This window comes from Caulobacter sp. GW821-FHT09B08, assembly GCF_059418225.1.
Map to the genome: position 1 here is coordinate 397,358 of NZ_JBWKPL010000001.1, position 14,956 is coordinate 412,313.

Genomic DNA, 14,956 nt, shown 5'->3' on the forward strand with positions numbered 1-14,956 from the left:
GAGCTAGGCGGGCGCCCCGTCGAGCGCGACGGTGAAGAACTCCGCCCCCGGGAACAGGCGCGCGGCCTTTTCGCGGATGACCTTCTGCACGGTGGAATAGGTCGAGCCGCAGACGATCAGGGGCGGCTGGCCATTCGCCGTCGCCGCCTGGGCGGGCTCGGCCATCACCGGAACGCCCTGGTAGTCGGGCCGTCCGTAGCGGGTGTCGAAGATGGCGCTCAGCCGGCCCCGGTCCTCGCCCAGGTCGGCCACCGCCTTGGCGGCGAAGGCCGAGAAGCCCCAGATCCACACCTCGCGCCCCGGCTCGGCGGCCAGGATCTTGGCCCGCAGCTGGTCGGCGACGAAGGCGAAGTGGTCGTTGTAGTCCAGCAGGGCGTTGCTCACCCGCCGGGGGGCGCAGAGCACGCGGATGGCCGGCATGCGCGGCGGGTCCTGGGTCTCGAAGGCCAGCACCTGGAAGCCCGCCCCGTGGACCAGGGCGATCAGCGACCGGTCGGTGAAATAGTGGGTGTGGTCCAGGTTGTTCAGCGAGAACTTCAGCGACGCCGTGCCGTGATGGACCCCGAAATTGGGCACCTCGATATAGACCAGGCTCTCGGGGAAGGCCGTCAGCCGGCCCAGCAGGTCGTAGGGATCGGCCAGGTGCTCGACCACGTGCGACAGCATGAAGAGGTTGCGCGCGCCGCGATGCTCGGCCAGCAGGTCGGGCAGGCGCTCGGTCTCGCCGTTGAGGTCGAGCGGCACGAACTCGATCTGGTCGAAGCTCACGCGGTCCACGAAGTCGATGACCAGGGCCTTGTCGCGACCGGTGACGGCGCGGGCCTGCTCGGCCAGTTCGCCCGGACCGCCGCCGATGTCGGCGATGACGCCGTCCACGCTCGCCAGGTCCAGGTGGCGGCGGATGAAGTCCAGCCGCAGGTCGCCGGCCGAGTGGTCGGTGGGCAGGGCGACGGCCGAGCTGTAGAGCTTCTCCGGCGGGATGTCGTGGCGCAGCACGCCGTGACCGCAGGCCTCGCAGAGATACTGGTGCAGCGTCGCGCCCGGATGGATCAGGGCCGCGTGGGTCTCGCTGAAGGCGTTGCGGATCTCGCGGGTCGCCGCGCCGCAGACGGGGCAGGCCACGCTCACGACGCCACCTTCTGGCGGTACTCGCCCTGCAGACGTTCGAGCGGGAAGCGCGGGGCCAGGTCCGACGACAGCCGGCGCATCTCTTCGAGATTGGCCCCGGGGTCCGGCTCGGAAATCCGCACCCACGGCGACAGGTCGCCGAAGTCGAAATAGTAGGTGATGAAGTAGCGCAGGGCCGCGACCTCGGTGCGGAAGGGCTTGAGCTGGCGGTTGACGCACAGTCCGAACAGGTCGCGCCGCAGCACCTTGCCGCCGAAGGTCTGGGCCCAGATCGCCGTCGGCACGACGATCTCCTGGTCCTGGGCGGTGTCGTCCACCGGGCGGTCGTCCACATGCACCGCTTGGCCCCGCAGACTGACGGCCATGCGGCGCAGGGGCTTGCCGCCCGGATCGACGATCAGGAAGTCGATGCGCACCGGGCCGGCGGCCTGGGGGAACGGCGGCAGATAGGCGTTGAGCCTCGGGATCAGCGCCTCGTAGGCCGCCGCGTCGAAGTCGCCGGCCTCCATATAGGCGTCGTGGTCGTCGATCAGCGGCACGAAGTCCTGAGCCATGCGGCGCAGGCGCCGGCGGAAGCCGGCGTAGTTCACCGGTCCGGCCAGGCTGGCCACCTCGCCCGAGACCGGGTCGAAGCGGTCGCCGGGCGACAGCATGACGAAGTGCTCGTCATCGACCAGCCCTGCCCGGATCAGGCGCTTGGCGAACGAGGTCGGGGTGGGCTTGTCCGAATAGTTGCGGAACTGGTCCTGCGGCCGGTGCCAGGCGATGTCGCTGGCGATGGGCACCAGATAGGTGGGCCGCATCTCCTCGATGATCAGCCGGGCCTGGCTGATCTCGTCGCGCTTCTGGCGGCCCAGCGAGACCTTCTCGCGCACCGTGAAGTCGAAGGCGCCGGGATATTCCGTGGACGGACTGCCGGGCACGAAGGCCACGTCGATCCTGGCGCAGCGCGCGCGGATGTCGGCCAGCAGCTCGCGGTCGGCCAGGTTGTCGTTGAGATTGACCGCGTTCCAGTCGGCGGTCTCGACCAGGATCCCGCTGTTTTCCCAGTCGTGCCAGCGGCTCTTGGCGCTGGGGATCAGGGTCAGCTTGACCGGCTCGCCCAGGTCGATGGTCAGGCTCTCGAAGGTCTCCAGCGTGACCACGTTGCGGAAGCCCATCGCCTTCAGCGTCAGTTCCATGCTGCGGGCGCGCGGGTGGTCCACATATTCGAAGGCCGGCACGAAGATCGTCGCGTCGCGCGACAGCAGGTCCAGCGACGGGGCGTGGAAATGGTCCTCGTGGTGGTGGCTGATATAGACGTGGGTGGCGCGGCGGAACCGGGTCTCGATCTCGGCCGGCACCAGCGGATACTTGATCGCCGAGTTGCCGTAGATCGGCACGGTGGAGAACCACGGATCGCAGACCAGGCTGCCGGTCGGGCCGTCGAAGGACAGGCTGGCGTGGCCCAGGAAGCTGATCGTGATCATGGACGAAACTCTTTGGAACCTCGTGACCGTCACGCCGCCTGGGCGTCGGCTTGCTCGTCGGTTTGGGCCGCCGCCTTGATCTCGACCATCCGCTGGAACGCCGCCTCGAGCCGCCGAGTCACCCCGGCCTCGTCGCGATAGTCCGAGGCGTCGAAGGCCGGGCGCACGCGGGCGCGCAGGGCGTCGAAGGCCGGTAGGTCGGCGGCGAAGGCGGCGGCCTTGGCGGCCGCCTCGTCCCAGTCGTCCGACAGCAGCTCGGTCAGGCCCGCGGCGGTCAGGGCCTCCACCGTGATGCGGCTGTAGAAGTCCTGGCCGCGCACGCCCATCACCGGCACGCCGCGCGAGAAGGCCTCAAGCGTGGTGGTGCCGCCCGGGCACGAGACGGGGTCCAGGGCGATGTCGATCTCGGCGAAGGACTGCTCGTACTCCTCGCCCTTGGAGTGGCCGGCGAAGACGATGGCGTTCGGCTCGACGCCGTGGGCCATGAAGCGGCACTGGGTGGTGGTCTGCAGCAGCGGATCGACGAAGTAGCTGTACTTGAACAGCAGCTTGGCGTCCGGACAGGCCTTCAGGATCTTGGCCCAGCCGGCCACGGTCTCGTCGCTGATCTTGGCCGGGTGATTGTAGCTGGCGAACAGCAGGAAGCCGCGCGTCAGGGCCGGGGCCGGCGAGGTGCGGGCGGTCGGGGTGGGACGGAACGGACCCAGCACCGGCCCGACGTCGAACAGGCGCTCGACGAAGAAGTCCTCCGAGCCCGGCAAGGCCATCTCGTGGCCGATCAGAGAATAGTCCATGGTCGCCAGACCCGTGGTCTGCATGTAGTTCAGCCAGGCGACCTGGATCGGCGCGGCGCGGCGGGCGAAGGCCATCAGGTTGTTGTCCTTGGCGTGCCCCCAGGCGTCGACCAGCACGTCGATGCCGTCATTGCGGATCAGCGCGACGGCGGCGTCGTACTGGCCGCGCTTGATCGCGCGGACCGTGACGTGGCCGGGCAGTTCCTCGGCCGCGACGTCGTCCACATAGGCGAAGATCTCGAAGGCGTCGGTGTCGTGGTTCTCCAGCACCGGCAGGACGAACTGGCGGGTCTGGTTGACCGTGAAGCTGGGGGCCACGTAGCCGATCCGCAGCTTGCGGCCGGCCGTCGGCGCCAGCGGCAGCTCCGTGGGCGGGACGTAGCCGGCGACGGTCTCGCCCCACTGCCGCGCCAGGGCGGCGTGACGGGCCACGCCGTCGCGGGCGAAGAACAGGGCGTAGAGGATGAAGCTGGGCAGGTGGTCGGCGCCCGTCATCGTCAGGGCCCGGTCGTAGGCGGCGAGCGCGGCCTCCATGCGGCCCTGGTGGTGCAGGATCTGGCCGAACAGGTCCATCGCCCCGCCCCGGGCGACCCGCTCGTCGTTGATCGCCGAGCCGCAGGCGACGGCCGCCGGGCCGACATAGCCCTCGCGGTAGAACATCATGGCCACCTGGTGGGCGTAGGGCCCGTCCCGGACCATCCGCTGGATGTCGATGTCGTTCTCTTCCATCAGCAGCACGGCGTGGGCCAGCCAGGCGGCGTCCATGGCGGCCTGGGCGCGGGCCGGTTGGCCCAGGGCGGCCAGCACGGCGGCGCGCAGATAGTTGAGATCGATCCGGTCCTCGTGCTCGGCCATCAGCGGCGCGGTCAGGCGCTCGGCCTGGGCGGCGTCGCCCGCCAGGAGGGCCTCTTTGGCGGCCTGCAGGATGTCTTCGGGAGCCACGGCGATCTCCAGGCGGCTGCGAGGCGCGAAACGGCGCCGCTCGCAACCTGGGCTGACATGGTTAAATGGCCGTTAAGCATAATTGGCGAGCGTGGGGACGGGCCGGCGATTCCGGTCCGGGATCGAGGCGAACCCAGGTGCGAACGGCCAAAATCAAGGCGATCGCCAGTCATCTGCCGGAGGGGCGGCTCTCCAACGACGACCTCGCGCGCCTGTACCCCGACTGGCCGGCCGAAAAGATCCTGGAAAAGACCGGCATCGCCGAGCGGCGGATCGCCGCAGCGGGCGAGACGGCCGGCGACCTGGCCGAGGCGGCCGCCCGGCGGCTGTTCGCCGAGCGCGGCGTCGATCCGGCCGGCATCGACTTCCTGCTGCTGTGCACCCAGGCCCCCGACTACATCCTGCCCACCACCGCCTGTGTGCTGCAGCACCGGCTGGGCCTGCCCCAGAGCGCCGGCGCCCTGGACTTCAACCTGGGCTGCTCGGGCTTCGTCTACGGCCTGTCCATCGCCAAGGCCCTGATCGAGAGCGGCCAGGCGCAGCGTGTGCTGCTGCTGACCGCCGACACCTATTCCAAGCTCATCCATCCGATGGACAAGAGCGTGCGCACCCTGTTCGGCGACGGGGCCGCCGCCACCCTGGTCGAGGCCGTCGAGGCCGACGCCCCGGCCATCGACCCGGTGCTGTTCGGCACGGACGGGGCGGGCGCCGACAACCTGATCGTGCCGGCCGGCGGCTTCCGACGGGCTCGCGACGCCGAAAGCGCGGTGGAGACCACCGACGCCTCGGGCAACGTCCGATCGGCCGACCATCTCTATATGAACGGCGCGGCGATCATGACCTTCACCCTGAAGGCGGTGCCGGCGGCCATCGCAAAGCTGCTGGAGCGCTCGGGGCGGACCATGGAGGACCACGACCTCTTCGTGTTCCACCAGGCCAACGCCTTCATGCTGGAGCGGCTGCGCGCCAAGCTGGCCATCCCGCCCGAGCGGTTCGTGCTGCGCATGCGCGACTGCGGCAACACCGTTTCCTCCACCATTCCCATCGCCCTGGAACCCCTGCTGGACGAGGCCGCCTCCCCGCGCCGCGCCCTGCTGGTGGGTTTCGGGGTCGGCTATTCCTGGGCGGCCACGAGCGTCGTCCTATGACGGAGAGTACCGAAATGAGCGCCTTCTACGCCGGCCTGGCCGAGATCTTCGAGATCGACGAGTCCGAGGTCACCGCCGATCTCGACCTGGCTACCCAGAACTGGGACTCGCTGGCCGTGGTTTCGACCATCGCCCTGATCGACGAGGTCTACGGCCAGCTGGTCGACGGCCAGGCCCTGGCCAAGGCCGCCACCGTGGCCGAGATCGAGGCCCTGATCGCTCTCGCCAAGGCGGCCTGATGACCGACGCGGCCACGCCCTCTCCCGGCGGCTACGCGCTGGACGGCGTCGCCCTGCGCGGCGTGGTCAGCGCCCTGCCCGCGCGCAAGCTGGGCAACGACGCCTTCGTCGAGCGCTTCGGCGAGGCGGCCGTGGCCGACGTGGTCAAGATGATCGGGGTGGAGAGCCGCTACTGGGTCGAGGACGGCGGCACCGCGTCGGACCTCTGCCAGGCGGCGGCGCAGACCCTGCTGCAACGGCTGGACTGGGCGCCAGCCAGCGTCGACGCCCTGATCTTCGTCTCCCAGACCCCCGACCACCGGCTGCCGGCCACCGCCTGCGTGCTGCACGGCAAGCTGGGGCTGGCCACCCACGCCCAGGCCTTCGACGTCAATCTGGGCTGCTCGGGCTATGTCTACGGCCTGTGGCTGGCCTCCACCCTGGTCAAGGCCGGGCTGAAACGCGTGCTGGTCCTGGCCGGCGACACCATCAGCCGCACGCTCGACCCGTCCGACCGGGGCACCGCCCTGGTGTTCGGCGACGCCGGCTCGGCCACCGCCGTCGAGGCCGCGCCCGGCGCCCCGGCGATGCATTTCCGCCTGGGCACCGATGGCGCGGGCGCCGGCCACCTGATCATTCCCGACGGGGCCTATCGCGCCGCCCAGCCCGATCCGCGCCGAGAGAACGGCCCCGACCCGGCCTGCCTGTTCATGGACGGCGGCGAGGTCTTCACCTTCACCCTGCGGGCCGTGCCCAAGCTGGTGAAGGACACCCTGGCCGACGCGGGAGCCGAGGGCGACAGCGTCGAGGCCTATCTGCTGCACCAGGCCAACCGCTTCATGCTGAGGCACCTGGGCAAGAAGATCGGCGCCGACGGCGATCGTCTGCCGATCAATATCGACCGCTTCGGCAACACCAGCTCGGCCACCATCCCGCTGCTGCTGACCACCGACATGGCCCAGCGCGTCACTGGCGGCCCCACCCGGCTGATGCTGGTCGGGTTCGGGGTGGGGTTCTCATGGGGCGCGGTGCTGGCCGACCTGGCGCCGCTGGCTTGTGCCGAGACGCTCTACCTGTAACCCTGCCGCCATGATTTTCGCTTCGAACGCCCTGGCCGGCCGGACCCTGCTGATCACCGGCGCCTCGTCGGGCCTGGGCCGGGCGACCGCCCATCTGGCCGCAAGCCTGGGCGCCCGGATCGTCGCCCTGGGGCGCGACGAGACCCGCCTGGCCGAGACCGTCGACAGCCTCTCGGGCGAAGGCCACCGGGCCGTGGCCGGCGAGCTCTCCGATCCCGACGCCGTCGCCGACCAGGTCTCGGCCCTGGGCCTGGAGGCCGAGGGGCTGGACGGGATCTTCCACGCGGCCGGCGCCGAGCTGGTGCTGCCCGCCCGCCTGACCAAGGCCAAGCAGCTGGACACCGCCTTCGGGGCGGCGACCTTCGGCGCCCTGGGCCTGGCCCGCGCCGCCGCCAAGGCCAAGGTGATGAAGGACGGCGGCTCCATCGTGCTGATGTCCTCGGCCGCCGCCTCGCGCGGCCGTCCCGGCATGGTCGCCTATTCCGCCGCCAAGGCCGCCGTCGAGGGGCTGACGCGCTCGCTGGCCTGCGAGCTGGCGCCGCGCAAAATCCGGGTCAACGCCATCGCCGCCGGCGGGGTGGTCACCGCCATGCACGAGCGCCTGTCGCGCGGCCTGTCGCCAGAGGGCGTGGCCGCCTACGAGGCCCAGCACCTGCTGGGCTTCGGCGCGCCGGACGACGTGGCCAACGCCGCCGTCTTCCTGCTGTCGCCGGCCGCGTCCTGGGTGACCGGGGCGGTCTGGGCCGTCGACGGCGGCTACCTGGCCAGCTGAGGGGGACACGACCATGACCGACTACGTGCTGGTGGGCGGCGGCGCCTTCGCCCGCGAGGTGTTCGACTGGTTCGCCCCGGCCTTCGCCGCGACCGGCGACCGCTTCGCCGGCTATCTCGACGACGGCGACGCGCCCATGGCCGCCTTCGGCCGCGACCTGCCCCAGCTGGGCGACACCCACGGCTTCGATCCCGCCCCCGGCCAGCGCCTGGTGCTGTGCGTCGGCGGCCCGGCGGGCAAGCGCGCCCTGGTCGAGCGCCTCACCGCACGCGGCGGGGTGTTCGCCGAGCGCCTGGTCCACGCCGGCGCCTGGATCACCGGCTCGGCGCGCCTGGGCCAAGGCCTGGTCGTCGGCCCGTTCGCCAACATCTCGTCCGACGCCGTGGTGGGTCGGCACGTGACCGTCAACGGCCATAGCAGCATCGGCCATGACGCCGAGGTCGGCGACTTCGTCACCCTCAGCTGCCACGTCGACCTGACCGGCGGCGTGCGGGTGGGGGCCGGCAGCTTCTTCGGCTCGGGCGCCCGGGTGCTGCCACGCGTGAAGATCGGGGCCGACTGCACGGTGGGGGCCGGCGCGGTGGTGGTGCGCGGCGCGCCGGACGGGACCACCCTCTACGCCGCCCCGGCCCGGCGCCTGTGACCATGGGCCCGCTGGAGACCCGCCTCCACACCGACTTCTGGCACCTGGTCGCCCACCGCGCCGAACTGCCCGCGCCCGGCGCCTGGCTGCGGCTGGACTGGGGCCTGGGCGAGCTGGTGCTGTTCAACGACGAGGGCGCCATCCTCGCCAGCGACAACATCTGCCCGCACCGGGGCGCGCGGTTCTTCCTGGGCGACGCCGGCGAAGGCCGGATGACCTGCGCCTATCACGGCTGGAGCTATCGCGGCGGCTGCCTGCGGGTGGCCCAGCGCGCGGCCTTCGACGAAGCCGAACTGGCGGGCGTGGACATCCGCAAGTTCCCCGTCGCCTGGTGCGGCGACTTCCTGTTCGTGGGCGTGACCCCGGTCGAGAACCTGGAGGACCAGCTGGGCGCGACCTTCGGGGCGCTGGAGGAAGTCTCGCGCCGGATCACGGCCCGCCGCGACTTCAACGCCTTCGCCTTCGAGTGCGACTGGCGGGTGGCGGTCGAGAACGCGCTCGAGATCTACCACGTCGCTCCGATCCACGGCGAAACCCTGGCCACCCTGGGCCTCAGCGAAGCGCGGGTCGATTACGACGGCCGCAACATGACCTGGCATGGCCAGGTGAACGACGCCCGCTCGGCCAAGGGTCTGTCGGTGATGAAGCGGTTCTTCGACATCGGCGAGCCCTATGCGGGCTACTGGACGATCCACGTCTTCCCGTTCGCCATGGTCTCCTCGACCTTCGGCTATTCCTACGCCCTGCAGACCTATTTCCCGTCGCGGGAGCCGGGCCGCACCCACTTCTGCAGCCGCCTGCTGACCTCGCGGGTGAAGCCGGGGGCGGAGGCCGCCGTGGAGGGCTTCTTCGAGTCCACCGCCACCATGAACCGCCGCATCTTCGAGGAAGACCACGCCATCTGCCGACGCGTCAGCCCCGACTACGACATGGCCAAGCCGGACCGGGTGTTCGCCCGGTCGGAGGAGCGGGTGCGGAGGCTGCACGCGATGTTGGCGGAGTTGGGGGCCTAGTTACCTTTCCCTCCCCCTTGTGGGGAGGGTGGGCCGCGTAGCGGGTCGGGTGGGGGATCGGTGCAGGGTGTTGGACGGGGGCTGATCCGCTGAATCAGCAGCCCCCCACCCGACCCTGGCTCTGCCAGGGCCACCCTCCCCACGAGGGGGAGGGAAAGACTATTGGGCCTCGCACCACCGCTCGAACATCCCCCGGTAGGCCGCCTCTAGAGACCGCGTGATCCGCGCTTCGTCGCGATAGGGGGCGGCCAGGAAGCCGGCGGCGGCGCGGTCGCGCAGGGCCTGCAGGCCCTCGGCCGTTTCGGTGACCGCGACGGCCTTGGCCACGTAGTCGTCCCAGCTGTCGGCGATCAGGTCGTGCAGCCCGGCGCCGGCGACGATGGGCACGCCGATGCGGCTGTAATAGGTCTCGCCCTTCAGGGTCAGCACCGGCACGCCGCGCGCCAGGGCCTCGAACGAGGTGGTGCCGCCCGGGCACGGCGAGGGGTCCAGGGCCAGGTCGACCAGGGCGAAGGCCTCCTCGTAGGCCTGGCCCTTGGTGTGGCCGGCGAACACCAGCTGCTCCATGCCCACCCCGTGGGCGGCGAAGCGCGCGGCGGTGGACCGGGCCATGACCTGGTCCTCGTAATAGCTGTACTTGAGCAGCAGCCGCGAGCCGGGGCGGCCCTTCAGGATCCGGGCCCAGGCCGCCACCGTCTGGTCGGTCAGCTTGGCCGGGTTGTTGAAGCTGCCGAAGGTCACCTGGCCGCTGGCCAGGGACGGCGCGGGGGCCACCACCACGTCGGCGTCGGGGCGGTAGGGGGCGCTGGAGTCGGGCACCATCCACACCGTCTCGGTGAAGTGGTCCTGCATGTCCGGCGTCTCCACGCCCTGGGTCTGCATGGAATAGTCCATGCGGGCCATGCCGGTGGTCTGCTGGTAGTTCAACCAGCTGGCCTGCACCGGCGCGGCGCGGTGGCCGAACATGGTCAGGCGGTTGCCCGGATTGTGGCCCCAGACGTCGATCAGCACGTCGATCTGGTCCGCGCGGATCTGGGCGGCGAACTGCTCGTCGGTCAGCTTGTCGACGCCGCGCACGGTGACCGGCTGGGCCCAGCCGGTCTCGCCCTCGGCCGAGCCCGGATAGAGAAACACCTCGAAGGCGTCGCGATCCAGATGGTCGATGACGGCGGCCACGAACTGGCGGGCCTGCACCTGGATGAAGCTGGGCGAGACATAGCCGATCCGCAGCTTGCGCTTGGGATCGCGGCTGTTGGCGAACGGCGCGGGCGGGGTCTTGCGTTCGTAGAGCGCCGCCCATTCGCGGGCCGCCTGGGCCTGACGCGCGATGCCGTCATCGACATAGAACAGGGCGAACAGCAGGAACTGGTGGGCCGCGGCGGCGGCGCGGTCGCTCTCGTTGACGGCCTGGAACACCATGGCCGCCTCTTCCGCACGACCCTGGTGATGCAGGCACAGGCCGTAGGAGAACAGGGTCTGGACGTCCTCGCTTCCGGCCTGCAGCGCCATGCTGAAGGCCACCCCGGCGGTCGCCACCGACTTGACGTCGTAGATCTTGTCGCCGACCTCCTGGGCGTATTTCGGGTCCTTCGTCAGGCGCGGCAGGTCGCCGCCCATGCCCCGGATCAGGGCGAAGGCGTGCAGCAGCCGCCCGTCGTTCAGCGCGGCCTGGGCCTCGTCGGTCTCGCCCATGGCGGCGGCGGCGCTGGACAGCCAGTAGCGCAGCTCGAACTTGGACGGCTCGGCCGCCGACAGGGCCCGGAAGGCCTTCAGAGCCCCTTGCGCGTCGCCGCCCAGCAGCGCGTGGATCGCCGCGTCCATGTCCTGGGGCGGAGCGTTGGTCTGGACGGTCATGGGGGCTCGCGGCTGGCCGGTAGAGCTCGTCGTATCGCCCGATCATGGTTAACGCCGGTCTAACCTCTTGGCCAGGAAGCCGTCCGGGTTCAGGGTCGATTAACCATGTTGCGGCCACATGGCCGCGAACGGGTCTTGGCGCGAGGAAGCTGCGTGGGCGATACGGTGCTGATCTTTCCCGCCGGCTATCCGGGCGGGGCGGAGTTCCGGGCCCGCATGGTCGCCGAGGGCCGCCGCGTGGTCGGCGCCTCGTCGCTGGACTACGACCCCGCCTCCGAGGCCTATGAAGCCTGGGGCAAGCTGCCCTTCGTCAGCGACGCCAGCTTCGCGGGCGAGCTGGCGGCCTTGGTCACCGCTCACGGCGTCACCGACATCTACACCCCGCACTATGTGATCTGGCTGCATCTCTCCAAAGAGCTGGAGGCCATCGCCCCGGGCGTGCGCCTGTCGGGCAAGTCCAGCATCGAGGACGCCGAACAGGGCTATCGCGTCCTGCAGGACCGCATGGGCCAGGTCGCGGCCCCCGCCCTGTTCGAGACCGCCCTGCCCCTTCGCCCCGCCCTCACCCCCGCCCAGCTGGCCGGCACGATGCGGCTGGTCGAGACCATCTCGGGCATGAGCAGTGAGGAGAAGCTGCTGGCGGTGATCGACATCGTCCGCTGCGCGCCGCAGGGCGACATCGTCGAGATCGGCTCGTGGTGGGGCAAGTCGGCCGCCCTCTTCACCCTGCTGGCCAAGCGCTACGACATCGGCTCGGTGCTGTGCTGCGATCCGTGGGCGGTCGAGGCCCTGGCCCAGGGCGACGCCCTGCTGGACGCCGCCAGCGCCGCGGCCGACATGGACCAGGCGCTGCGGATCTTCGAGATCAACCTGGCCCCCCTGGCCGACGGCCGGCTGAACTACATCCGCGCCCCCTCGGTAGAGGGCGCCAAGCGCTACGGCCCGGACCTGACCGTCACCACCGACACCTTCGGCACGGTGGCCTATACGGGCCAGATCGCCGTGCTGCACATCGACGGCAACCACACCTTCGAAAACGCCGACGCCGACGCCCGGGCCTGGATTCCGTTCGTCAAGCCGGGCGGCTGGATCATCTTCGACGACTATTTCTGGGTGTTCGGCGACGGCCCGCGCGTGGTCGGCGACCGCTTCTGCCAGGACAACGCCGAGCGCATCCAGCTGAGCTTCGTGGCGGGCAAGGCGCTGTTCGTCCAACTCAAGGCCTAGGACCATGCAAGACGCCTGGCTGCAACATCTGGACGCTTCCAGCCTGACCGAGGCCGAGCTGCGCGCCCTGGTCCCCGAGCGGATGGGCCAGGTCGGGGTGCTGCGGGTGTCGGGCGTGGTCCCGGCCGGTGATCCGCGCGACTTCTGGCAGGGGATCGGCGAGACCCTGGGCCAGTGCGCCCAGACCCTGGAGGACAGCGTCACCGGCGAGGAGATCCAGGCCCCCGGCGGCTGGATGGACGTGCGCTTCGAGCCCGACCGCCTGGACACCTATCGCCACGCCAAGGTCGGCCAGCCGCTGCACAGCGACACCGCCTACGGCACCGCCATCCAGGACATCGGTCTGTTCTACCTGCAGAAACAGGCCAGCAGCGGCGGCGAGAGCCTGTTCGTGGCCGGCAGCGCGGTGGTCGACTATCTGCGCGCCAAGGACCCGGACCTCCTGGAGCGCCTGCTGACCACGCCGGTGCGCTTCGGCAAGGGCAAGGCCACCCGCACCACCACCGTGCTGCGCCGGGACGGCGACCGCACCAAGGTCAACTGGAACTGGTTCCGCGTCCTGCCCGACCAGGGCGAGGCGGTGGCGACCCTGCGCGAGGACTTCAAGGTGGCGCTGGAGGCCATGATCGCCGACGAGGCCGTGGCGGCCTTCCGGCTCCAGGCGGGCGACGCGGTGTTCTTCCGCGACGACGAGGTGCTGCACGGCCGCAAGGCCTACGAGGCGCAGGTCAGCGGCGACCGCCTGCTGTGGAAGACCTATTTCATCAGTCCGCTCGCGGAAGCCGCCGCCGCCGCGCGGGCCTGATGCAGCGCCGGGCCTTCGGGCGCTCTGGGATCGAGTTGTCGGCCTTCTGCTTCGGGACCATGCGCCTGCTGGCGCCCCGCTTCGACCTGGCCTCGGCCACGGCCCTGATGCTCCAGCTCTACGACCGCGGCGTCACCAGCTTCCATGTCAGCCACGAATACGAGAGCCATCCCCTGGCCTGTGCGGCGATCCAGGCCCTGCGCCGCGCCCGGCCGGGCGCGGAAATCCAGATCGTCTCCAAGATTCCCGTCCCTCATTTCTCCGAAGACCGCTTCGACCCGGCCCGCGCGCAAGCCCTGATCGAGGCCGACCGCCAGGCCCTGGGCGCCGACCGCATCGACGTCGTCCAATGGATGATCCGCCACACGCCCAACGACGACGCCCCGCGCCTGGCCGTCCTCGACCGCGACGGCGACGCCGCCGGCGAGACCTGGGCGCGGCTGAAGGACGACGGCAAGATCGGTGCCCTGGCGATCTTCCCCTATTCCGACGCGATGCTGCGCGCGAGCCTCGACCGCCCCTGGGTCGAGGGCCTGGTCACCTACCTCAACCCCCTGGAACTGGAAGCCGCCCCCTATCTCGACCGCCTCGCCGCCGAAGGCCGAGGCTTCATCGCCATCCGCCCCCTGCTGGCCGGGCGGATGCTGGACGACGCTCCGGTGTGGACGACGCTCGACATCGCGCCAGAGGCCCGCCCCGCCTTCGCCCTGGCCTTCAGCCTGATGCACCCAGCCGTGGCGAGCACCGTGCTGACGGCGTCGAGCGCGGGGCATGTGGAGGAGGCGATAGCGGTGATCGACGGGGCGGGGGTGGATCGAGATGGATTCGAGGCGCTGCGGAGGCGGGTGGAGGCTTTCTGCCCGAGTGACTGCCGGTGATCGTAATGGTTACGGCTCATTGGAGGTGGCGAAACGTAATATGAAGATCGTTTATCTTGATCAGAATAAATGGATCGCTCTAGCCCAAGCTTCCAAGTCGCCACAGGAATATCCCGCCGCCCGAAAGGTTCTCGAAGCCCTTGTTCCGGTAGTGCAGGCTGGGGCGGTATTGCTACCTCTTACCGCCACAAATCTATACGAGACGCATAAGGTCAATCGCCTGGAACGTCGGCTGGACCTTGCCATGACCCAGGTGATTCTGAGCGGCGCATGGGTATTCCGCGGACTGCATCGCCGGCTTGAGCACGAGGTTTCGGGCGTCCTGGCAAGGCTATTTGACCGCCCCCCGCCCGCTGCGCAGGCCGATTGGTTTCTATCTCAAGTATTCTTCGAATCCACAGCCGAAGCCGGCGACCCTCGCCTCGACGGCCCAACCGCCGTCTTGGCCCAGGCCGTTCTCGACGACCCGCAGGGCTGGATGCTGCGCTACCTAATGGAGACGCCGGACGAAATTCGTGTCGAGGCGATCCGTCGCTTTGACGGAGGTTGCGACGAACTGCGCACGCGGATCGAAGCTCGGCGAGCCCAGCATCGCGATCAGCCCGAAACGATGCGCCGCAAGATCTACCGCGCGATCACCGCGATAGAGCAGCAGGAAGTCTTTCTCGATATCGCTGAGCGCATGGGGCTGTCCAAAGCTGATCTGGCCGCCAATAACGGCGCAGGCCTACGGGCCGTGGTTCGGGATACGCCTACCTACGACATCGAAACCGAGATCGCCTTGCGCTTGGAAGCCCAACCGCGCGCGATCAACAATAACGACATGCGCGACCTTCGCGCGTTCAGCACCGTCTTGCCATACAGCGATTTGGTGATTGCCGAGAACCAGTTCTCCAATTTGGCGCGCCAAGCTGGCTTGGACCGGAAATATAATGTCCAAATCGAGACCGATCTTGATGCCTTACTAAACGTACTTTGAACGTTCA

At 69.8% G+C, this 14,956-nt stretch carries 14 protein-coding genes; 10 read left to right on the forward strand and 4 right to left on the reverse strand.

The features are described 5' to 3' along the window. Window positions 1–3 precede the first annotated feature (3 nt). From AC07OA_RS01825 to AC07OA_RS01835, 3 genes are read right to left on the reverse strand one after another with little or no spacing between them, the layout of a single operon-like run. The gene (locus AC07OA_RS01825) at window positions 4–1,128 is read right to left on the reverse strand and encodes a methyltransferase domain-containing protein (RefSeq protein ID WP_494662053.1); all 1,125 of its coding nucleotides are present in this window, start codon (window positions 1,126–1,128) and stop codon (window positions 4–6) included. Beyond that, complete coding sequence (locus AC07OA_RS01830) at window positions 1,125–2,597, reverse strand: MBL fold metallo-hydrolase (protein WP_494662054.1); 1,473 nt, start codon at window positions 2,595–2,597, stop codon at window positions 1,125–1,127. The genes AC07OA_RS01825 and AC07OA_RS01830 overlap by 4 nt, the downstream gene beginning before the upstream one ends. 29 nt (window positions 2,598–2,626) lie before the next feature. Beyond that, entirely contained in the window at window positions 2,627–4,333 is a 1,707-nt protein-coding gene (locus AC07OA_RS01835; protein ID WP_494662055.1) for an O-linked N-acetylglucosamine transferase family protein, read from the reverse strand. Window positions 4,334–4,470: 137 nt separating this feature from the next. Between AC07OA_RS01835 and AC07OA_RS01840 the strand changes: the two genes are divergently transcribed. From AC07OA_RS01840 to AC07OA_RS01865, 6 genes are read left to right on the forward strand one after another with little or no spacing between them, the layout of a single operon-like run. Further along, window positions 4,471–5,481 (forward strand): ketoacyl-ACP synthase III, encoded by a 1,011-nt coding sequence (locus AC07OA_RS01840; protein ID WP_494662056.1) that lies wholly within the window; start codon window positions 4,471–4,473, stop codon window positions 5,479–5,481. A 14-nt stretch (window positions 5,482–5,495) separates the two neighbouring features. Then, window positions 5,496–5,720 carry a phosphopantetheine-binding protein gene (locus AC07OA_RS01845; protein ID WP_494662057.1) on the forward strand — a complete coding sequence of 75 codons (225 nt, stop codon included), beginning with the start codon at window positions 5,496–5,498 and terminating at the stop codon, window positions 5,718–5,720. Further along, window positions 5,720–6,778 carry a 3-oxoacyl-ACP synthase III family protein gene (locus AC07OA_RS01850; protein WP_494662058.1) on the forward strand — a complete coding sequence of 353 codons (1,059 nt, stop codon included), beginning with the start codon at window positions 5,720–5,722 and terminating at the stop codon, window positions 6,776–6,778. Before AC07OA_RS01845 ends, AC07OA_RS01850 begins: the two co-directional genes overlap by 1 nt. 10 nt (window positions 6,779–6,788) lie before the next feature. Beyond that, entirely contained in the window at window positions 6,789–7,550 is a 762-nt protein-coding gene (locus tag AC07OA_RS01855) for an SDR family NAD(P)-dependent oxidoreductase (RefSeq protein WP_494662059.1), read from the forward strand. A gap of 13 nt (window positions 7,551–7,563) precedes the next feature. Further along, on the forward strand, window positions 7,564–8,193 hold the full coding sequence (locus tag AC07OA_RS01860; protein WP_494662060.1) for a NeuD/PglB/VioB family sugar acetyltransferase: 630 nt from the start codon (window positions 7,564–7,566) through the stop codon (window positions 8,191–8,193). A 2-nt stretch (window positions 8,194–8,195) separates the two neighbouring features. Continuing rightward, entirely contained in the window at window positions 8,196–9,206 is a 1,011-nt protein-coding gene (locus tag AC07OA_RS01865; protein WP_494662061.1) for an aromatic ring-hydroxylating oxygenase subunit alpha, read from the forward strand. A 159-nt stretch (window positions 9,207–9,365) separates the two neighbouring features. Here AC07OA_RS01865 and AC07OA_RS01870 read toward each other — a convergent pair whose 3' ends face one another. Further along, the gene (locus AC07OA_RS01870) at window positions 9,366–11,060 is read right to left on the reverse strand and encodes an O-linked N-acetylglucosamine transferase, SPINDLY family protein (RefSeq protein ID WP_494662062.1); all 1,695 of its coding nucleotides are present in this window, start codon (window positions 11,058–11,060) and stop codon (window positions 9,366–9,368) included. 153 nt (window positions 11,061–11,213) lie between these two features. Between AC07OA_RS01870 and AC07OA_RS01875 the strand changes: the two genes are divergently transcribed. Genes AC07OA_RS01875 through AC07OA_RS01890 form a run of 4 tightly spaced genes read left to right on the forward strand, consistent with a single transcriptional unit; the run spans window position 11,214 to window position 14,949 of the window. After that, window positions 11,214–12,287 carry a class I SAM-dependent methyltransferase gene (locus tag AC07OA_RS01875; protein ID WP_494662063.1) on the forward strand — a complete coding sequence of 358 codons (1,074 nt, stop codon included), beginning with the start codon at window positions 11,214–11,216 and terminating at the stop codon, window positions 12,285–12,287. A gap of 4 nt (window positions 12,288–12,291) precedes the next feature. Beyond that, entirely contained in the window at window positions 12,292–13,092 is an 801-nt protein-coding gene (locus AC07OA_RS01880) for a TauD/TfdA family dioxygenase (RefSeq protein ID WP_494662064.1), read from the forward strand. Beyond that, the gene (locus AC07OA_RS01885; protein ID WP_494662065.1) at window positions 13,092–13,970 is read left to right on the forward strand and encodes an aldo/keto reductase; all 879 of its coding nucleotides are present in this window, start codon (window positions 13,092–13,094) and stop codon (window positions 13,968–13,970) included. The genes AC07OA_RS01880 and AC07OA_RS01885 overlap by 1 nt, the downstream gene beginning before the upstream one ends. 40 nt (window positions 13,971–14,010) lie before the next feature. After that, on the forward strand, window positions 14,011–14,949 hold the full coding sequence (locus tag AC07OA_RS01890; protein WP_494662066.1) for a hypothetical protein: 939 nt from the start codon (window positions 14,011–14,013) through the stop codon (window positions 14,947–14,949). Window positions 14,950–14,956 lie beyond the last annotated feature (7 nt).